This window comes from Halobacteriovorax sp. RT-2-6 (assembly GCF_047085025.1).
Classification (GTDB): Bacteria; Bdellovibrionota; Bacteriovoracia; order Bacteriovoracales; family Bacteriovoracaceae; genus Halobacteriovorax_A.
In genome coordinates this window covers 159,026-175,966 of the sequence record NZ_JBKIYH010000002.1, presented here as the reverse complement: position 1 = coordinate 175,966, position 16,941 = coordinate 159,026, and the positions used below count along the sequence as shown (strand labels likewise).

Below are 16,941 nucleotides of genomic sequence, written 5' to 3'. Positions count from 1 at the left end.
GAAGCACTTGTGCTTCAGGTCTATGGCGTTTTTCCTTTTGGATTGTTAATTATTTCTTCAATACAAATTTATGGGAGAAATCGATGATAAAAAAAATACTAATATATATAACTTTTTCTTTTACTGGTCTCATTGCAAATGCAACGATTAATCATTTAACTAGTGAGCATGGATTAAGCTTAAATGGAAATGTATTAGGTAATGGCGCAGATGTTGTTATCTGTGAAGACCAGTCGTCAGTTACATTACTGGATGTTTATGAAGGTCAAAATCATTATAACATTTTTTCTCGCCCAATTGATGGACCTTGGATTTTTGAGTTAGGTGATGAATCAATAGGTTTTGAAGAGAAAGTTTACTTTGCTCTTAACAAGATAAAAAAGATCGATACAAAAAGGTTTCAACGATATATTCAATGGGCGAAAGATTTAATTAGTAGTAGTACTTTTATAAATGATGGAAGAGAAGTTTCTATTATTGATCTTGTTGATATTTCAGACTCTGGAAACTTATTTCTCTCGCAAGACTGTAAAGTAAAGCAAATTGCTGTTTATAATTCTGACTATGTCTATTCTATTGATAAAAGATATTGGCAAAAACTTGATGAAAATAACAAAGCAGCTTTGATTTTACATGGAATAATTTATCGTGACTTTAAAAGTCATCCTGAAATGAGACATCAAAATTCAATCGCTGCTAGATACTACAATTCTTTATTAATAACTGATCGTATAAACTTTTATACTCAAGATGATAGAAGATATCATCAGCTACTTAAAGGAATGAATTACTTCTTAAAGTAGCCCAATCCTCTTTGCATGCTTCTTGATAAAACTTCCGGCCATATCTGGAAGATGGTGGCCAAGCTTACCTGGCTTCTCCATTGTTACAGTATTGCCAAGGTTCTCTAAAATCTTTGCAAAGTTTTCCATTCCTTCTTTTCCAACAACCACATCATCTTCCCCTGAGATCAGATGCACTTTGTGTCCTGTTAGAGTTAGGTGAAACTTTTGATCTTTGATCCAAGGAAACATAATTTCTGGTGCTAAGTGTTTTGAGACAAGTTCCGCTCGTGCTTTAACTGTCGCTTGGTAAAATGGCGTATCAAAAACGTGGGTAACACCTTCTGGTGGAACGCCAAAGCCAACACCGCAGTGGTATACATCAAGGCCTTCAAAATAGTTATTTTGAACCGCTAGAATTGAAGTAAGGGCACCGAGAGAGTGTCCTCCAACGAGAAGTTTATTTTGTTGATTTGGATAAGCTTCTTTTAATTTATTTAGTGCATGGATAAAAATCATTGGTGCGTCATTTTTAAAGTCTTCAAACGAAGCAACATCATGAAAAGAGCCTGTGAAATGACCTGGTTGGTCAAAAATCACCGCAGGGATTCCATCATCGCAAAGTTTCTGGGCCCATGAGAAAATACTGATCTTGTGAGACGTGTAACCATGAGTAAAGATCGCATAACCGGTATCTTTTAGCTTCTCACTAGGAGGTCTAAAGAGGAGGGCGTTAACCGTTGTTGATCCTTGAGTTAAAATAATTTTATCGATACTTAAAAACTTTTCATTCATAGAAGACATCATAATTAAAGATATCTCAAATTAAAATTAAAAAACTTTTTAATTTTCTATTGACGAAAGAAACATAAACCATTAATTTAATGGAACCAAATCATTTATGCCCTGATAGCTCAGTTGGTAGAGCAAAGGACTGAAAATCCTTGTGTCCGTGGTTCGAATCCGCGTCGGGGCACCATAAAAAAGCTACTTCTTTGAAGTAGCTTTTTTTTTGCCTATTTTTCACCTTATCGTACTAAAATAAGTTCATGCAAAAAGTTTTTACCGTTTTTGAAGAGCACGGCCTGGGCCTGGAAAGGGATAACAAAGTTCGTCTTGTAGATCATAATAATAAATGGCGTGATGTCTTCAAGTTTGAATCTAATCGAATCGTTGAATCATTAAATATTAATTCGTTAAAATTGCACCACTGCGGAAGCACTGCAATTCCAAATATTGTCGCAAAACCAATACTTGATATCGTTGGTGAGATTTCTTGTTTAGAAGAGTTAGATAAAAAGAAAGATTTACTTGAGAAGCTCGGTTACGAATATAAAGGTGAATATGGGATCGAAGGTAGGAGATACTCTGTTCTCTATAACTTCGAAAAGACAAAAGGGTTTTGTCATCTTCACATCTTTGAATCAGGTAGTAAGGAACTTAAAGACCATATTATTTTCAAAGATTATCTTATTTCCAATCCAAGTGCAGCATTGAGATATGAAGAGCTTAAAAAATCTTTGGATATACCAAGAAGTGAATACTCAAATGCAAAAACAGAAATTATCTCAGAGCTATTAAAAGAGGCATATAAAGAAAGGAGTTCTCTTTATGAAGACAAAAGAATTATATAACCCATTGGTGGGGTTTCTTATTGGCGAGTGGGATAATGTTAGCTTTGAAATTTCAAATGGAAAAGAAGTCAAAAGAGAAGTTTATCCTGAAACGATGGTTGGTAAGAGTGAGCATGTCATTACAATCACGGCGCATGGGTTTAGAGACGGAAAAGATTTAACTAAGGATATGTGCCTAGAAGTTAAAGGTGAAAAAGTTATCATGTCACAAGGACCTTTCAGAGCAGAGGGGATTGTTAAGGGGAATGTATATTATCTAGAGGGGAAACATGAGGAGATGATTTTTAAGTTTAGGCTTTATACTATGGGAGATAAGTATGTTTTTCATAGGGAAACATGGATAAATGGAAATATTCAAAAAATGGATATGTCTTATCTTGTAAGAAAGAAGTAGTATGAAATTTTATGAAGCACAAGACTATCAAGATAAAGTGAATGAAATTTTTAAGGACTTAGAGTCTGAGCTATCTCAACATCTTGTTAATGTTCGAATCATTCATATTGGAGCATCATCAATCCCTGGTGCTGTCTCAAAAGGAGACTTAGATGTTTTTGTTGGCGTGGATAAGAAAGACTTCGAATCAAGTTTAGTAACAATTAAGAACCTTGGCTACGTTGAGAAAGAGGGCTCTTTAAGAACTCCTCAGCTTTGCATGCTGATTACAGAAAAATATAATCATGATGTAGCAATCCAGTTAGTGGAGAATGGAAGTGAATTTGAAGACTTTTTGAAATTTAAAAAAATATTGTCTACCAAACCTTCTCTCGTTGAAGAGTATAATGAGCTCAAACGAAGTTCTTCTCATCTTAATGAAGATGAATATAGAAGCAAAAAATCGAAATGGGTTGAAAGTCTATTGAAAAGCCTCATGATGGAATAAAAAGAATCAAAGGCCCTATTTATAGAATATGCATTCCAGGTGCTCTTCCTTTACGTACGGCAAGTGAAAAGTACCTGGAACAAAAGATTAGGCCAATGTTATTTTAATCTTCTTCATTCGGCCTTCACCAATTGAGACTGTTTTAACTTCTTTATGCTTATCAAGGTGTTGATGAACAAGTCTGCGATCTGATGCGTTTAATGCTTTTAGTGTTACTGGCTCGCGAGAGTCTAGAACTTTAGCTGTCTCACGCTCAACCATCTTAATAAGACTGTCTTCCTGACTCTTTACACCCTTACACTTGAAATTTAGTCTAACTTCTCTAGGAACTTCAACACTGTTGTAAAGGTGAAGTCTTGTCAGGTGCTCAAGAGCTTGGAGTAGTTCATTATTATCTCTTGTTAACATTTTCTCATCTGCTCCAGAAAAGAAGATCTTAATATCCTTTCCATTAAATGAGAACTTTGCAAATAGCTTCAAGTTTGCCTTTTTAATAAGATTAATTAGAAATGGCATCACGATTTTTTTATACGTTGGCCTAAGGCTATAAGTGAACTTTGTAAGCCTCTTTCCAAATAAGAAGAACTTCTTGCGTCCCTGTGTCGATTCATCAAGGCTTAGTTGTGAATCATACTTTATCTTAAAGAATGCAAGAGCGGCTGCCTTCGCACTTTCTTGAGAGTCTGCTTGAATCGTAAACGTTGGTGTATTTGGTTTCTTTTCTATTTTCTTAATCGGTTTTGTAACTGGCCTAACAGCTACTTCAGTTGTCTTCTTATCTCTTTCTGAAGTTTTCTTCTTTACATTATTTTGGGCTTTTTTGCGTAGAGGTTTCTTGCGCTGATCTTTTTGCTCTTGTGTTAATGGTTTGCCAGTTGTTCTATCGACAACTTTAAAAGTTTTGCGGTCAATGAATGGCTTTTTTGAAAGATTTTTCGATATATCTTCTGGGCCAACGTCTAACTTTGGAATTTTATCACCAATAAAATCTTGAATAGGATCTAGGTATTCACAGTCATCAAATGAACAAAAGCTTATTGCTTCTCCTTCGCAGCCTGCACGACCTGTTCGACCAATTCGGTGAACATAATTTGCGGCATCTTGTGGAAGATCGTAATTGATAACAAGATTAACATCTTTTATGTCGAGACCTCTTGCTGCAACATCTGTACAAACAAGGATTGTCGTCTCTTTCGATTTAAAGTCTTTGATAAGCTTTGTTCTCTTAACTTGAGAAAGGCCACCTGAAATTGCCTTTGCTTTGAAATCCATTGCGATCAGCCATTCAGCAACTAAGTGTGTTTGAAATTTAGTATTACAGAAGACTAGGGCGTATGCATCTTCGTGATTTCGTATGAGGTTGACAAGAAGTCCCATCTTCTCATTTTCATTAATCATCGCTAGCTTATGATCGATGTGATCAACAACCATATTGTCTTCATTTAGCTTGATCTCAATTGGAGTTGAGTTGAACTTGTAGGCCGTATTTAGAACTGCCATATTAGTCGTGGCCGATACCATGATTAATTGTCTATCATCTGGCATTTGGCCAAGTGTGTATTCAATATCTCTTTGGAAGCCCATGTCAAATAATCGATCAGCTTCATCAAATACGATTCCGTAAGTGCGATCAATGAGGACGGCCTTTTGCTTAAGTAGGTCTACTAAACGTCCTGGGGTTGCAATAATGATATGAGCACCTTTGTTTATTTGCTCTTTTTGCTTTTCGAGGCTTTCACCACCAATAACGCAAACTGTTTTAATTCCAGAGTCACTACCTAGATCTTTAAAGACCTTTGCTGTTTGTTGCGCTAGCTCTCTTGTCGGAGAAAGGACAACGTAATGAACCTCATCAACTTCCACGAGGTCATCATGAATGATATGTTCGATGATCGGGATTGCAAATGACGCAGTCTTTCCAGAGCCTGTTTCAGCAAGAGCAAGTATGTCTTTACCTTCTAAAATTGGATCTATTGTTAGTTCTTGGATGGCGCTTGCTGTTGTGAATCCACATTTTTTGATGGATTCAAGGAGGCCTGCGCTTAAATTAAAGTCTTCAAATGGTATATTATTTGTCATAGCAATCAATATACGTTAAACGACGCACTAATCTAAGTAATTTCTTAAATTTAATTGTATTTACTGCGTTTAAGTGCTTGTTTTTGTCTTTTTTAGTTCACTTAGTACAATTGAATGCCATTGCTTAAACAGGACTTCTTGTTTTACAGGGTACTTCTTATCACTAAGATACATGCTTTCAATTCTGTTGGTTTCAAAATATGAGAATTTATTTTCTTTGGGATTCCAGGCCACAAGAGTTCTACTTTTCGAGAAGTATCCTATGCTAATAGGCCATACAGTAAAGGTTTTTATTTTATTCTGTTTTTTTAGAGAGTAATTAATTCTAATAATTTCTCCATTTTTTATTGCTTCTCTAAACTCAGAGAGATCTTCGTTCATAAGCTCTTTTGAAGGTGGTGGCCCGACTCTAAGATAGTTATAATTGGATTCTTTTGTCATTGATTTAGGAAGAACTTCAGAGACCTTGGAGAGAACTGTTTTGCATGGAGAAACTAGTGATATGTCACCAAAAGTTTTTACCCAGTGAAGTCCTAGCATTAAGACTTCAATTTCATCTTGAGTGAACATAAGTGGAGGCAGAAAATAACCTGGTTTTAGGATATAACCAACACCTGCTTCACCTTCAATTCTGGCCCCTTGTTGTTTTAGGGTTTCAATATCTCTATATAAAGTTCTTATGCTGATATCTAATTCATCAGCAAGTCTTGATCCAGTTACGGGATATTGGTTTTGCCTTAAGACTTGCATCAAAGTTAATAATCGTTCAGTTCTTGTCATGAAAAGTCTCCTGCCATTTTTTGACAGTAGCATGTGATAAAGTAGAAAAAAAGGAGATATGTATGATTTCGCCAAATTTGATAATACTTTACGTCGATGACCCTCTTAAAAGTAGTGAGTTTTATCGAGTATTATTAGGCCAGGAACCTGTTGGATTTCCAAGTTACCAATGTTTTGAACTTGAGAATGGCCTGAATTTAGGTCTCTGGTCAACAAAGGCAAAGAACTTTGTATCAGGGGGAGAAGGGCATAGAACAGAACTAGCTTTCCAAGTAGAATCAGAAGATAAAGTGAGGGAGCTTTATGAACAATGGAAATCCAATGACGTTAAAATCGAGCAAGAGCTTGAGGTAGCAGTTTTCGGTTTAACATTTGTGGCCGTTGACCCTGATGGTCATCGAATTAGAGTCAATTTATCAGATAGTTAAATACTTGTTTATAGGCTAGGGATGCAATAATTAATATCGTCTGGGCTACCATTAAAAGCCGAAGTTTACCGACTTCGGTTTTCCCCTTTTTATACTGTCGTATTTCAAACTTTATAACACCTATTCGTTATTTAAAATTTGTATTCTCCTGAGTCTTTGTTTTATAACTATAATTACTTATGAAAAAAATTCTCTTTTTAGGACTTGGACATTTAGGACAGCACTTTCTTTCGCAAAATAAAATACACGAAGTAATTGGGACAAGAAGAAAGTCAGATGAATTAGAAACTAACCTCATCGAATTCTCTTTAGGTGAGAGCTGGAAAGCTTCAAAGGACTTTGATGTTATTATCATTTCTTTTCCACCTGTCGAAGAATACTCTCTTAAACTTCAAAAACTATTAGATGATTTAGGGCCATTAAATAAAGTTATTTTTATTAGTTCGACTTCGGTTTTCGGCACAGGCCAGATAAATGAAGATAGTATGAAAGTTGGTCATACAAGAAATGCTAAAGAGCTTATTGAGTGCGAAAAATTGATATCACAGTTGGATGATTATGTAATTGTCAGGCCAGGTGGCCTTATTGATAGTAAACGCCATCCAAAATTCTTTTCTAAGAAAATGTCAAAGCTATCAAAGTCAAAAACTAATGTTAATCTAGTTCACACAAGTGATGTTGCTGCATTTTTACACTACGCAATTGGTCACAATATTATTAATGAAGATTTTAATCTGGTTTGCGATGATCATCCTACTAAAGAGGAATTCTATCGTAGCTTTAATTCGGCGATATCTTTTGATTCAGAAAATTCAGAACTTCGAATAATTGATAATTCTAAGAGTAAAAATACTGGTTTTACTTATCATTATAGTAATCTTTCTTGGTCTAAACTATAATAATTAAAATTTTTTAGATATAGTGAGGCCACAATGAATATTAGAACGCCTAGTCTGTCAGACGTAGATAAGTTATTTCAAATCGAATTAGAAAACTATGGTGAGCAAGAGGCGACTGAGAAAGAAACTTTTCAGGCCCTAGTTGAATTTCCAGAAGACTATATCGGCTATGACCTTAAGGTACTAGTAGATGCAGAGGTAATCGGATTTTATTGTACCGTGGAAGAGGACGGAAATATCGAGCTAGTTGATATTGCAGTCTCAAAAGATTTTCAAGGAAGGGGTCATGGCTCAACGTTACTTGAAGAATGTTTAAAAAATCATGCTCAAATGCCTTTATCTTTGACTGTTAGAGAAGATAATTATTCGGCAATTGCTTTATATAAGAAATTTGGTTTTAAACAAACTGAAATCGAGAAAGATTACTACGATGATTGTAATGGCCTGCGATTTGAGAAAACAGATTTATAAATAGGAATAATATGAGTAAGAAAGTAAAAATTTTTGTAGCTGAACAATATGATCCATATTTTAATCTCGCGACAGAGAATTGGATTTTTAACGATATGGACACGGATTCTCATGTTCTCTTTCTTTGGCAAAATGATGAAACTGTTGTCATTGGAAAGCACCAAAACCCGTGGACAGAGTGTATTACAAGTAAGATGGAAGAAGACGGGGTGAAACTTGCTAGACGCCAAAGTGGTGGCGGGGCGGTTTTTCATGATCTTGGAAATACTAATTTCACTTTCATGTCATCTAAAGAGTCATACGATAAGGACGCCAATAATAAGATCATTACAAATGCTTTAAAAACGTTTGGGGTTGAAGCCTTTGCTAATGGAAGAAATGATATTGAAGTGAAAATTGCACAAGAAGAAGGATCAAGAAAAATTTCTGGTTCGGCCTTTAAGGTAAAGAGAGATCGAAGCTTTCATCATGGAACACTTCTCATTAATGCTGATCTAAGTAAACTTGCTAACTACTTAAACCCTAATAAGAAAAAACTAGAGTCAAAGGGGATCAAGTCAGCACGTGCACGTGTGATGAACCTTTCTGAACTTAACTCTGAAATCAATCATGAGAGTCTTTCAAAGGCTATTGTTGAAGAGTTTTGTCGTTTCTACGATGCCCAAACACAGGTAGAGGTTTTAAACTACGACTTCTTAAAGTCTGTTCCTAAAGTTAATGAATACTATGAGGAATTAAAGGATTGGAATTGGCTTTACGGGAAAACGCCGAAGTTTAATCATCAATTTGATGAACGCTTTGACTGGGGTGGTGTTGAAGTTCATATAAATTCAAATAAAGGAATAATGGAAGAGGTGACAATCTTTAGTGACTGCTTACACCCACCTTTAATTGAGTCTTTTGCTGAAAAACTAAAAGGCATTGCTTATGATGTTAATGCTGTTCAAGATACCTTGAATAAACTTAAAGAGGACTTTCAAGATCATCATAGTGAAGTGGATGATTTTTCCAACTGGCTTGTCACAAATATCAAATAAATTTGTATGGAGTATTAATAATTGAAAGACATATATATTTTAAAAGATAATTTAAAGACATGCTTTAGGGTAAGTGGAGCAGAATCTGGGAAACCTGTCCTTTATATAAATGGTGCAGGGATGAGTGGAAGTTTAAATTTCTATCAAGAAGACCTTTTGGATAATAATATCAAGCTTTATTCGATTGATAGGCCAGGCTTTGGTCTGTCGGACTTCAATGAAGATAAGTCTTTTTCTAGTATCACTGAATCAGTAGAATTGTTATTAAGAGAGCTTAAGTTAGATCAGATTGACGCTATCGCATTCTCTCAAGGTGCGCCTTTTTTGTACCATATGTGCTTGCATGGGATTGTTAAAAAGGCCGTCATAGTTTCTGGTCAAGATGATCTACATTATAAAAGTACTTATGAGTTACTTGATGAGAATACGAAAGGTTTTGTTAACTCTGTAAGTAGTGGCCAATTAACATGCGATGAATTTCAAAAAACTTTCAATCTGGATGGTTTTATAGAGTTCGTTATTGGAACATCTTCTGAAGTCGATAAGAAGGTCTATACGCAAGATTCATATAAGAAGATGTATGGCGAATGTCTTCAAGAAGGGATTGGGAGTTCATTTGAGTCTTATTATCAAGACCTATTTATGTGCTTATCTCCTTGGGGCTTCAATCTTGAAGAAGTTACAACAGACGTATTCCATCTATATGGGAAACATGATTATAGCCCAGTTCATTCACCAGATTTTGGAGAGACTCTTACTCAAAGAAATTCTAATTTTACAGCTGAAGTAATTGATAGTGTTGGTGGAGCCTTGATTTGGACTCATGGCAGTTATATTTTGAAAGGGTTATGCTACAATTAGGTCATGAAATATCTCATTACTTTAGCGACTCTTATTTTTTGTCTAAGCTGCCAATCGAAATCTGAAGTTGACTATGACCAATACATAAAAAAGTGCAATGGTAATAGTTGTTGTGAAAGCTCTATACGAAATGCCAAGGCCTCTGAATCTATCATTATTGAAGAAGGTAAAAGTTGTCCTGCTGGATATCGTATTGAGATGCAAAAGTGTATTGGTAGCAAACGGTGGTGTGTCGAAAAAAAATGAAGAATAAAAAGGGCCAACTTAATTGGCCCTATATATTCTTAGTAAGCAAGAATTAGTGATTCAACAGGATCAATACATGACTCGAGAATAGTCATATATAGATATTCTTGTTTGTCATTATCGTATTCAGCAAGAGTTTCATTATTAAGTCCGTACATAGTACATGAGATATTTACAAATGCTCTGCCTTGTCTAACTAGTTGGAAATTTTCAAATTTAAGCGATGAGTTTAAATGACGATAATCTTTAGTCTTTCCATCTAGTGCTTTCAGAAGATCTGCATCAAATGAATCAGCTGAATCTTTCCAAGTATAGGCTTCGTATGAAATTGTACACTGATCACCGCTGCAGTTCATCCCTTGTGCATACCAATTTATATCGCCACCACAGTATGTATCCATACAAATATCACCCATGTAGTCATTGATATCTTTTGTTTCTGATTTGGATAGAAAATCAGACTGAGCTGAGACAGCTGTTGATAGTGAAATTAAAACTAGAAAAGATAGAAGACCTTTCATTTATTACTCCCTGCAAAATTTTTGTTTTATGTTTAAATAGCGAAAGTGACATGATGTGCAAAGGTACTAGATAATATTTACTTACAAGGGCCTAGAGGGTTTTGATTGTAAAGTATTGAAATTTAACAATCTAAATGTGTACGTTTTAAAATTTTATGATATATTCTGCGTCCTTATGAATCATTATGAGTATAAAGAATATTCGCAAATCTCTGATGAGGTCTTCGAAATCGTTTCCCAGACGAATTCTCAGATCTTTAGTACGCCGTATTGTGTCGACAGAATGTACTCAAAAACAAAAGACTGCACTAAGTTTCTTGCACAATTTTACTTTGATGGCAGCCAGCCAATCGCCTTTAAAGTTGGCTATGATTGTGGTGATTATTTCTACAGCTGGGTAGGTGGTGTTGTGCCATTTTATCGTGGTCAAAAATTAGCGACAAAATTGATGGAGAGGCAACATGAGTGGGCCAAAGAGCAAGGCTTCACAAAGGTTCGTACTCACACTGATGCTCGCTATCCAGAAATGATTGAACTCAATGAAAAATTTGGTTTTAAGTTAATTGATACTAGAATCAAAGAAAATCATATCGAACAGCTAATTCTAGAAAAAAACTTATAGTCATACTTAGAGTTTACAAAAACCTAACATTCAAATCCCATACTAAGGATATTATTTTTTTAATTTATTTTTAAAAAGGGATATCAATGAAATTTATATCAATCTTAAGTGCACTTATACTTACTCTTTCATCTTTTGCAGAAACTTCTCTTCAAGATCGACTTAACGAAAGAAAAGAGAAGGCCAATAAAAAGCGCTCTGTTGAAGTAACTAAGGTTATGGATGAAGCCCTTAAACATCTTAAAGATTCTGGAATTGTCGAAGAGAGTGTGAAAAAAGGCACTAAAGTTCCGAGTTTTAAAATTGGTGGGAAAGATATTAGTGAATATTATAAGGATGGAAATATCATTGTAAGCTTCTACCGTGGAAGTTGGTGTCCATACTGCATGATTCAACTCAAAGAGTATCAAAAGTATTATGAAGAAATTCAAAATAAAGGTGCAAAACTTATTGTTCTAGCACCAGATACCAAGAAGGAAATTGCTAAAACTAAAAGAAATCATAAATTAAATTTTCCAATTTATTCGGATGTCGATAATAAGATTGCAAAAAAATTTGGATTAGCTTTTAAACTCGAAGAAAGTTTGAAGGCCGTTTATTCAAAGTTCGGGATCGATATTGAGAAAAATCAAGGTAATGATAAATTTGAGCTACCTTTGCCTGGTACTTATATCATTAATAAGGAAGGACAGATTATTTATGCTTTTGCAGATGCTGATTATACGAAAAGGGCCGATCCCAAAGATTTATTACAATATTTAAAATAGAACTTACTCTTAATAGAATGGGTCTTTGATATAAGTTTCTAAGACTCTTTTCTTTCTAAGTTTTGTTGCATCACTATCTGGTAAATACTCTAGTAGACTAAGAATATTTGTAATTCCTGTAAGCGTTTTTGTGACACCATTCATAACTCTATCTCTGCCAGTAGAGACACCATACCTTTGACGATAAAAGAAGTAGCGATCTTTTAAGAGTTGCGACTGACCAAGTTCAGTGGCTGATGTTGTTAGTTTGAATTTAAAGACAGCATTAAATTTTGTTAGCTTTTGAAGTTTCAAATCTTTTTGATCTATATTCTTTAGTGATTTTCTTAGCACTTTAGCAATATAGGCCCTCAAGAATCTCGAACCAACTGAAATTTTAGTTCGCTTCTCCTCATATTGTGCGTTCTTATCCAGATAGAATGTGACTTGAAAATGTCCTTGGGCCTCAATTTCAACGAGTTCTTCTGGGTACGTTAAGTTTTGTTCAATTTTTGAAAATATTTGATTTGCTTTTGCTATTCCAATATTCGAGTTCGTTGAAATCTTGGCATCGTCTATGTTTAGGTGTTTTGGATTAATGGAGAAGTCTGAAAGCTTTAATCCCTTTGCTTTATAGTTTTTTGAGAAATTCTTTTGTATAGAGTTCTTTTTTTGTTTTAAGGATTTTACTTTCATTTTGATTGGTTCTCTTTGTGTAATTTTTTTGATTTGACCATTCTTTGAATATGAAAAGAGCAAGAGAGTATGAAGTAAGAAAGAGATGATTAAGTTTAATTTAAATTTTTTCATTACATCTATTGTATTTTTCAAATGAAAATTCTGTGGTTAGTACCTTGTCAATTTTGTGTGAATTTTAATTATTTGGTGACCACTTATTTTTCTTGTATAATTTAAAAAGTAATAAAAGAAAGGATACTTATGCATTTAGATTTTGAGCCGAGCGCGCCAGCTCTTACTGATATAGATTTTAGTAAATTTTTAGAAGTTGATATGAGAATAGGGGAGGTTCTTGAGATTGAAGATTTTCCAGAGGCAAGAAAGCCTAGCTATAAACTCAAAATTGATTTTGGCCCAGGTGTAGGTGTAAAAAAATCAAGTGCTCAAATTACTGTCCACTATAATAAGGAAGAGCTGATTGGAAAGAAGGTCTTGGCCGTTGTTAATTTTCCTCCAAGGCAAATTGGAAAGTTCATGTCGGAAGTTCTTGTTATGGGATTCTCAGATTCAAATAACGATATTGTCCTATTTAACCTGGATAAAAATGTGCCAAATGGAGCACGTCTACATTAGTCCAAGGGAGAGTTTAAATGAGTAATTTACATAAAGGTTCATGCTTATGTGGCACCATTGAATTTGAAGCGGAAGGGGCTTTTGATAATTTCTTTCTATGCCATTGTAAGTACTGTCAAAAAGATACGGGATCTGCACATGCTGCAAATCTTTTTGCAGGTAATATGAAGTTTAACTGGCTTAGTGGGGAAGATAATATTCAATCTTATCAATTACCTGAAACGAGACACTCTAAATCTTTTTGTAAGACTTGTGGCTCGGCCGTTCCAGGAGTTTTTAGCGAAGGAAAGCTCATTGTTATTCCTGCTGGTTGTTTAGATACTCCATTCAATAAAAAGCCAACCGCACATATTTTCATGAAGAGTAAGGCTGACTGGGATAATAGTTTAGAGAATATTGATAAGTTAGAGGGACTTCCTAGCTAAATCTTTTTATTTCTTGCAATCTTTGCCATAACGTTTCATGAGTTCATATAATTAAGTCCTACTAACAAAAGGGATGATATATGCGATGCGCATTTTTGCTGATGATTTGCTTAATGAATTTTTCGTATGCTTCTAATACTAGAAGTAAAAGTATTGATGGCCTGTTATGTGCGGTTGAGTCAGCAACTTACTATAAAAGGATCCTCGAATCTCAAAATATAGAAGTGGATAAATATAGACATTGTAGTGTCTCTTGTATTGTTGGTATCGAATGTGGTGTTAGCTCTTCTGCTGTCATTGGTGTTGCAAAAGAGATTTATGATCTCTTTGGTGGTGGCCATGCTGAATGGGCAGATCTTTTGGCCAATATACATGGGCTTCACTTAAGTCAACGAGCTGATATTCAAAATTTTGAAGATTGCTCTGCTTCTTGTAAACGCATTTACTAAAAGGATAAGAAAGGTGGGTAGGAAATTAATTTCTCTAAAGTGTGAGTGTGGCTCAGTTGAAGGTGAGTTAACAATAAATAAAAGCTTAAATAATCATGTCGTTTGCTGTTGTGATGACTGCCAGACGTATGCACAGTATTTAGGTCGAAAAGATCTTCTTGATAAGTTTGATGGTACGGAACTTTTTCAAACTGCGCCTCGCTATATAAAAATCACGAAAGGCCAAGAACATCTTTCGTGTTTAAGGTTATCTCCAAAAGGCCTCTACCGCTGGTATGCAGGATGTTGTAATTTTCCAATGGTTAATACTCTAGGTGCAAAAATTCCATTTAATGGACTTGTTTGTGCATTTGTTACAGGCGATAAGTCAGCGTTAGGGGATATCCAGTCTTATAATATGATGAAGTTTTCTTCTTTAAAATCTAGTGAGTGGCCAAAAAATGGCTTCGAAAAATTTTCAAAACTTGCGGGACTTTTTATTTTAAAACTTCTTTCTTTGGGCACAATTCTTAGATTAACAAAGCCTAATTCTTTCTTTGATCTTGATTCTGGTCTGCCAAAAGTAGAACCACAGATACTATCAAAAGAAGAAAGAGATTATACAAGAAGTAAAATTCTACACATTGATAAGTAATGAAGCTGAAACAAAAGTTAATCTTACTTATTTTGATATTAAGTTTTCAAAAAACTTACGCCAATGAATGCGGCAGCTTTCTTTCTGATTTTACGGCACCTATTTGTACGGATGCTAAGTACATCTTTTGGACCGGGACAGGGATTACACTCGGACTTCGTTTGCTAAAAGAATATAAAGGAATTGATGAAATTCAAGAACGTGCTGCTCAGAAAAACCACCTTAAAGATCTTGGTCAATTTGGTGGAGATATTGGTTATGGTGTTCTAAATGGTGCCTATATTATTGGACAATATTTTTGGGGCGGAAGGCTTGGTAAAGAGCGTGCTTCACATATGTTACAAGCGACTGCCTACACAGTTGGAACAACAGTTGCTTTAAAGACTGCCGTTCATGAAACAAGACCTGGATATCCCGACGAAAATGACTCGTTTCCTTCTGGTCATGCTTCTGCTTCATTTGCATTTGCTTCTGTTGTAACTGCACAACATGGCTGGGGCTGGGGTTCTGCAGCACACTTGGCCGCTATTTTTATTTCTTTTAGTCGCTTAAATGATAGTTGGCACTATCTACATGATGTTACTGCTGGAATGACTATAGGCTTAAGTTATGGATGGGGAATTTATTTTAATCATGTGGAGTATAATAAGCCTTACTGGTTAACTGTGCTTCCTACAGCGAAGCTCGATGGCCTTGCATTTAGTTTTTCACAAAGTTTTTAAAAATAAAAAAGGGCACTTAATAAGTGCCCTTGTATTTTATCTATGTAAATTAATTCTAGAAGTCAGTAATTCTTGAAACTAAATCTGGAGCGTCGATAAAAGGATTTCTATTTCCTTGAATGTCTTCAATTCTATCATTTCTTACACGCTCATCTTCATCAACAGGATCTAGCTCATGCCATTGGCGAAGAGTTTCTTCCATTTCCGTGCTGATTTTACGGTCGTAACGAATAGAAAAGTAGAACATTGCTCTTGCAACATTACCTTTGTGGTAAGTTGGTGGCTCGTATGTATTTCCATCAAATTTAGATGCTGGACAGTAGTCTAGTCTTGAGTTCTTTGCGTCTACTTTTCCAAAGTTATAATTACCACGCGTACTATTTGCTCTGTTTTGAGAAGGGTATAGGTGGTGAAGATCACCTACTTGATATTTTGCCAGAGCACCACGATCAAATTTAGATTGTGGCCAAGTGTGCTCACAATTTACTACCTCGTGGTTAGGGATTGTGCCCTTAGCGATTTTTCCAATTCTTGGAGTTGAGTTTGTATATACTTCGTCACAGTATACATCGCGAATATATAAGCTATTTCCATTGTCTCTTTCTAGGTGAAGATTTCCAAAAAGGTGCTTTCTTGCAACTTTATAAGAGTTCTTCGTGTGACCTTTTGTCGTTAGTCTTTCAAGTTCATAGCGAATACCATCAGAAGATCCTGAGCTTGCTAGGATTTCTTTGGCCTTTTCGAGGTTGCTTGATGAGTATGCGCATAAGCAAAGTGCGGATACAATTAAAAGTTTAAACATTCAATTCTCCAAGTGTTCATTATTGTGTGTGTATAAATGTTATAAGGTAGTAGTATTAAGTTGTCTAATATTTAAAATTAGTCATATCTAATAGGTTTTTTGTTTTTATGTAATATCCAGTGGTTTGCGAAGCATCATGAAAAACTCTTATTCCAGCAATCGAATCTATTCATTTTTTTTATTAAATTGAATTAACTAAAGTCTTCTTACTCAAAATGATTTGGGGTTGGATTAAGGAGAGTATTATGAAAAAGTTAATTTTAGGTCTTGCAGTTGTTCTGAGTTTTTCTAAAGCTGTTTACGCAGAGGTTGTTGTTATTCCACAAAGTTCGATAAATTTATATGTTGGTTCTTTCTCTAATATGGAAGCTGAATTGAAGGATAAGATTTTTGAAGCGGCCATTGAGAAATGTGGAGACTTAGAAAACGCACGTATTGGTAAAACTGAAATTCAATTAACATTAGGTAATGTTTTCAAATTTCCAGTTCAGTCAAAAGCTTTAGAGGGCTTAATTGAGGGCTCATACCCACAAGTAAGTGCTGTTACGAATATATCTTGTCGTAGGTAAAGTTTGGTTAAAAATAATGGCGTATATCAGGTCATAATCTTA

The 16,941-nt window shown here is 35.1% G+C and carries 24 protein-coding genes and 1 tRNA gene; 19 read left to right on the top strand and 6 right to left on the bottom strand.

Annotated elements, in window-relative coordinates; genetic code table 11:
- The first annotated feature begins 83 nt into the window (after positions 1 to 83).
- Positions 84 to 803, top strand: a complete 720-nt coding sequence (locus tag ACMAYS_RS09330) for a hypothetical protein (RefSeq protein ID WP_412463149.1) — start codon at positions 84 to 86, stop codon at positions 801 to 803.
- On the opposite strand, the gene ACMAYS_RS09325 is transcribed toward ACMAYS_RS09330, so the two are convergent.
- Positions 795 to 1,577 carry an alpha/beta hydrolase gene (locus tag ACMAYS_RS09325; RefSeq protein ID WP_412463148.1) on the bottom strand — a complete coding sequence of 261 codons (783 nt, stop codon included), beginning with the start codon at positions 1,575 to 1,577 and terminating at the stop codon, positions 795 to 797. The genes ACMAYS_RS09330 and ACMAYS_RS09325 overlap by 9 nt on opposite strands.
- A 108-nt stretch (positions 1,578 to 1,685) precedes the next feature.
- Here ACMAYS_RS09325 and ACMAYS_RS09320 point away from each other — a divergent pair.
- The 4 genes from ACMAYS_RS09320 (at position 1,686) to ACMAYS_RS09305 (ending at position 3,297) form a co-directional block, all read left to right on the top strand.
- Positions 1,686 to 1,761 (top strand) — tRNA-Phe (locus ACMAYS_RS09320).
- Positions 1,762 to 1,831: 70 nt separating this feature from the next.
- Positions 1,832 to 2,416 carry a GrpB family protein gene (locus ACMAYS_RS09315; RefSeq protein ID WP_412463147.1) on the top strand — a complete coding sequence of 195 codons (585 nt, stop codon included), beginning with the start codon at positions 1,832 to 1,834 and terminating at the stop codon, positions 2,414 to 2,416.
- Positions 2,394 to 2,810 carry a hypothetical protein gene (locus tag ACMAYS_RS09310; RefSeq protein ID WP_412463146.1) on the top strand — a complete coding sequence of 139 codons (417 nt, stop codon included), beginning with the start codon at positions 2,394 to 2,396 and terminating at the stop codon, positions 2,808 to 2,810. Before ACMAYS_RS09315 ends, ACMAYS_RS09310 begins: the two co-directional genes overlap by 23 nt.
- 1 nt (position 2,811) lies before the next feature.
- The gene (locus ACMAYS_RS09305) at positions 2,812 to 3,297 is read left to right on the top strand and encodes a GrpB family protein (RefSeq protein WP_412463145.1); all 486 of its coding nucleotides are present in this window, start codon (positions 2,812 to 2,814) and stop codon (positions 3,295 to 3,297) included.
- Positions 3,298 to 3,384: 87 nt separating this feature from the next.
- Here ACMAYS_RS09305 and ACMAYS_RS09300 read toward each other — a convergent pair whose 3' ends face one another.
- Positions 3,385 to 5,376 (bottom strand): DEAD/DEAH box helicase, encoded by a 1,992-nt coding sequence (locus tag ACMAYS_RS09300; RefSeq protein ID WP_412463144.1) that lies wholly within the window; start codon positions 5,374 to 5,376, stop codon positions 3,385 to 3,387.
- Positions 5,377 to 5,445: 69 nt separating this feature from the next.
- A complete protein-coding gene (locus ACMAYS_RS09295; RefSeq protein ID WP_392992455.1) occupies positions 5,446 to 6,156 on the bottom strand; it encodes a helix-turn-helix transcriptional regulator in 711 nt (236 codons plus the stop codon).
- A gap of 62 nt (positions 6,157 to 6,218) precedes the next feature.
- Here ACMAYS_RS09295 and ACMAYS_RS09290 point away from each other — a divergent pair, with 62 nt between their 5' ends.
- The 6 genes from ACMAYS_RS09290 (at position 6,219) to ACMAYS_RS09265 (ending at position 10,098) form a co-directional block, all read left to right on the top strand.
- Entirely contained in the window at positions 6,219 to 6,584 is a 366-nt protein-coding gene (locus ACMAYS_RS09290; protein WP_392992453.1) for a VOC family protein, read from the top strand.
- A gap of 179 nt (positions 6,585 to 6,763) precedes the next feature.
- Positions 6,764 to 7,483, top strand: a complete 720-nt coding sequence (locus tag ACMAYS_RS09285; RefSeq protein WP_412463143.1) for a hypothetical protein — start codon at positions 6,764 to 6,766, stop codon at positions 7,481 to 7,483.
- Positions 7,484 to 7,516: 33 nt separating this feature from the next.
- Positions 7,517 to 7,954: a GNAT family N-acetyltransferase gene (locus ACMAYS_RS09280; protein ID WP_412463142.1), complete on the top strand. Its 438-nt coding sequence runs from the start codon at positions 7,517 to 7,519 to the stop codon at positions 7,952 to 7,954.
- A gap of 11 nt (positions 7,955 to 7,965) precedes the next feature.
- Complete coding sequence (locus tag ACMAYS_RS09275; RefSeq protein WP_412463141.1) at positions 7,966 to 8,991, top strand: lipoate--protein ligase; 1,026 nt, start codon at positions 7,966 to 7,968, stop codon at positions 8,989 to 8,991.
- A gap of 21 nt (positions 8,992 to 9,012) precedes the next feature.
- Positions 9,013 to 9,852: an alpha/beta hydrolase gene (locus tag ACMAYS_RS09270; RefSeq protein ID WP_412463140.1), complete on the top strand. Its 840-nt coding sequence runs from the start codon at positions 9,013 to 9,015 to the stop codon at positions 9,850 to 9,852.
- A gap of 3 nt (positions 9,853 to 9,855) precedes the next feature.
- Complete coding sequence (locus ACMAYS_RS09265; protein ID WP_412463139.1) at positions 9,856 to 10,098, top strand: hypothetical protein; 243 nt, start codon at positions 9,856 to 9,858, stop codon at positions 10,096 to 10,098.
- 38 nt (positions 10,099 to 10,136) lie between these two features.
- Here ACMAYS_RS09265 and ACMAYS_RS09260 read toward each other — a convergent pair whose 3' ends face one another.
- Positions 10,137 to 10,619, bottom strand: a complete 483-nt coding sequence (locus tag ACMAYS_RS09260) for a hypothetical protein (protein WP_412463138.1) — start codon at positions 10,617 to 10,619, stop codon at positions 10,137 to 10,139.
- A 175-nt stretch (positions 10,620 to 10,794) separates the two neighbouring features.
- Between ACMAYS_RS09260 and ACMAYS_RS09255 the strand changes: the two genes are divergently transcribed.
- Together ACMAYS_RS09255 and ACMAYS_RS09250 are read left to right on the top strand one after the other, a co-directional pair.
- Entirely contained in the window at positions 10,795 to 11,241 is a 447-nt protein-coding gene (locus ACMAYS_RS09255) for a GNAT family N-acetyltransferase (protein ID WP_103219102.1), read from the top strand.
- An 86-nt stretch (positions 11,242 to 11,327) separates the two neighbouring features.
- A complete protein-coding gene (locus ACMAYS_RS09250; RefSeq protein ID WP_103219103.1) occupies positions 11,328 to 12,008 on the top strand; it encodes a peroxiredoxin-like family protein in 681 nt (226 codons plus the stop codon).
- Between the two features lie 9 nt (positions 12,009 to 12,017).
- On the opposite strand, the gene ACMAYS_RS09245 is transcribed toward ACMAYS_RS09250, so the two are convergent.
- Positions 12,018 to 12,797 carry a hypothetical protein gene (locus tag ACMAYS_RS09245; RefSeq protein ID WP_412463137.1) on the bottom strand — a complete coding sequence of 260 codons (780 nt, stop codon included), beginning with the start codon at positions 12,795 to 12,797 and terminating at the stop codon, positions 12,018 to 12,020.
- Positions 12,798 to 12,926: 129 nt separating this feature from the next.
- Here ACMAYS_RS09245 and ACMAYS_RS09240 point away from each other — a divergent pair, with 129 nt between their 5' ends.
- From ACMAYS_RS09240 to ACMAYS_RS09220, 5 genes are all read left to right on the top strand, one after another.
- Complete coding sequence (locus tag ACMAYS_RS09240; RefSeq protein ID WP_412463136.1) at positions 12,927 to 13,298, top strand: tRNA-binding protein; 372 nt, start codon at positions 12,927 to 12,929, stop codon at positions 13,296 to 13,298.
- A 17-nt stretch (positions 13,299 to 13,315) separates the two neighbouring features.
- On the top strand, positions 13,316 to 13,723 hold the full coding sequence (locus ACMAYS_RS09235; RefSeq protein WP_392992436.1) for a GFA family protein: 408 nt from the start codon (positions 13,316 to 13,318) through the stop codon (positions 13,721 to 13,723).
- Between the two features lie 113 nt (positions 13,724 to 13,836).
- Positions 13,837 to 14,172, top strand: coding sequence for a hypothetical protein (locus ACMAYS_RS09230; RefSeq protein WP_392992434.1), 336 nt, complete (start codon positions 13,837 to 13,839; stop codon positions 14,170 to 14,172).
- Between the two features lie 13 nt (positions 14,173 to 14,185).
- Complete coding sequence (locus ACMAYS_RS09225) at positions 14,186 to 14,806, top strand: DUF6151 family protein (RefSeq protein WP_412463135.1); 621 nt, start codon at positions 14,186 to 14,188, stop codon at positions 14,804 to 14,806.
- Positions 14,806 to 15,528 carry a phosphatase PAP2 family protein gene (locus ACMAYS_RS09220; RefSeq protein WP_103219110.1) on the top strand — a complete coding sequence of 241 codons (723 nt, stop codon included), beginning with the start codon at positions 14,806 to 14,808 and terminating at the stop codon, positions 15,526 to 15,528. Before ACMAYS_RS09225 ends, ACMAYS_RS09220 begins: the two co-directional genes overlap by 1 nt.
- A 55-nt stretch (positions 15,529 to 15,583) precedes the next feature.
- Here ACMAYS_RS09220 and ACMAYS_RS09215 read toward each other — a convergent pair whose 3' ends face one another.
- Positions 15,584 to 16,330 (bottom strand): endonuclease I family protein, encoded by a 747-nt coding sequence (locus tag ACMAYS_RS09215; protein ID WP_103219111.1) that lies wholly within the window; start codon positions 16,328 to 16,330, stop codon positions 15,584 to 15,586.
- Between the two features lie 245 nt (positions 16,331 to 16,575).
- Here ACMAYS_RS09215 and ACMAYS_RS09210 point away from each other — a divergent pair, with 245 nt between their 5' ends.
- Positions 16,576 to 16,899, top strand: a complete 324-nt coding sequence (locus ACMAYS_RS09210; protein ID WP_412463134.1) for a hypothetical protein — start codon at positions 16,576 to 16,578, stop codon at positions 16,897 to 16,899.
- Positions 16,900 to 16,941 lie beyond the last annotated feature (42 nt).

What these genes read in the sequence shown, in the direction of transcription:
- ACMAYS_RS09330 (WP_412463149.1), top strand. Translation starts at nt 84, where the DNA reads ATGATAAAAAAAATACTAATATATATAACTTTTTCTTTTACTGGTCTC.
- ACMAYS_RS09210 (WP_412463134.1), top strand. Translation starts at nt 16,576, where the DNA reads ATGAAAAAGTTAATTTTAGGTCTTGCAGTTGTTCTGAGTTTTTCTAAA.
- ACMAYS_RS09215 (WP_103219111.1), bottom strand. Translation starts at nt 16,330, where the DNA reads ATGTTTAAACTTTTAATTGTATCCGCACTTTGCTTATGCGCATACTCA.
- ACMAYS_RS09230 (WP_392992434.1), top strand. Translation starts at nt 13,837, where the DNA reads ATGAATTTTTCGTATGCTTCTAATACTAGAAGTAAAAGTATTGATGGC.
- ACMAYS_RS09315 (WP_412463147.1), top strand. Translation starts at nt 1,832, where the DNA reads ATGCAAAAAGTTTTTACCGTTTTTGAAGAGCACGGCCTGGGCCTGGAA.
- ACMAYS_RS09250 (WP_103219103.1), top strand. Translation starts at nt 11,328, where the DNA reads ATGAAATTTATATCAATCTTAAGTGCACTTATACTTACTCTTTCATCT.
- ACMAYS_RS09265 (WP_412463139.1), top strand. Translation starts at nt 9,856, where the DNA reads ATGAAATATCTCATTACTTTAGCGACTCTTATTTTTTGTCTAAGCTGC.
- ACMAYS_RS09235 (WP_392992436.1), top strand. Translation starts at nt 13,316, where the DNA reads ATGAGTAATTTACATAAAGGTTCATGCTTATGTGGCACCATTGAATTT.
- ACMAYS_RS09255 (WP_103219102.1), top strand. Translation starts at nt 10,795, where the DNA reads ATGAATCATTATGAGTATAAAGAATATTCGCAAATCTCTGATGAGGTC.
- ACMAYS_RS09260 (WP_412463138.1), bottom strand. Translation starts at nt 10,619, where the DNA reads ATGAAAGGTCTTCTATCTTTTCTAGTTTTAATTTCACTATCAACAGCT.
- ACMAYS_RS09310 (WP_412463146.1), top strand. Translation starts at nt 2,394, where the DNA reads ATGAAGACAAAAGAATTATATAACCCATTGGTGGGGTTTCTTATTGGC.
- ACMAYS_RS09300 (WP_412463144.1), bottom strand. Translation starts at nt 5,376, where the DNA reads ATGACAAATAATATACCATTTGAAGACTTTAATTTAAGCGCAGGCCTC.
- ACMAYS_RS09240 (WP_412463136.1), top strand. Translation starts at nt 12,927, where the DNA reads ATGCATTTAGATTTTGAGCCGAGCGCGCCAGCTCTTACTGATATAGAT.
- ACMAYS_RS09280 (WP_412463142.1), top strand. Translation starts at nt 7,517, where the DNA reads ATGAATATTAGAACGCCTAGTCTGTCAGACGTAGATAAGTTATTTCAA.
- ACMAYS_RS09325 (WP_412463148.1), bottom strand. Translation starts at nt 1,577, where the DNA reads ATGAATGAAAAGTTTTTAAGTATCGATAAAATTATTTTAACTCAAGGA.
- ACMAYS_RS09245 (WP_412463137.1), bottom strand. Translation starts at nt 12,797, where the DNA reads ATGAAAAAATTTAAATTAAACTTAATCATCTCTTTCTTACTTCATACT.
- ACMAYS_RS09295 (WP_392992455.1), bottom strand. Translation starts at nt 6,156, where the DNA reads ATGACAAGAACTGAACGATTATTAACTTTGATGCAAGTCTTAAGGCAA.
- ACMAYS_RS09275 (WP_412463141.1), top strand. Translation starts at nt 7,966, where the DNA reads ATGAGTAAGAAAGTAAAAATTTTTGTAGCTGAACAATATGATCCATAT.
- ACMAYS_RS09305 (WP_412463145.1), top strand. Translation starts at nt 2,812, where the DNA reads ATGAAATTTTATGAAGCACAAGACTATCAAGATAAAGTGAATGAAATT.
- ACMAYS_RS09220 (WP_103219110.1), top strand. Translation starts at nt 14,806, where the DNA reads ATGAAGCTGAAACAAAAGTTAATCTTACTTATTTTGATATTAAGTTTT.
- ACMAYS_RS09285 (WP_412463143.1), top strand. Translation starts at nt 6,764, where the DNA reads ATGAAAAAAATTCTCTTTTTAGGACTTGGACATTTAGGACAGCACTTT.
- ACMAYS_RS09290 (WP_392992453.1), top strand. Translation starts at nt 6,219, where the DNA reads ATGATTTCGCCAAATTTGATAATACTTTACGTCGATGACCCTCTTAAA.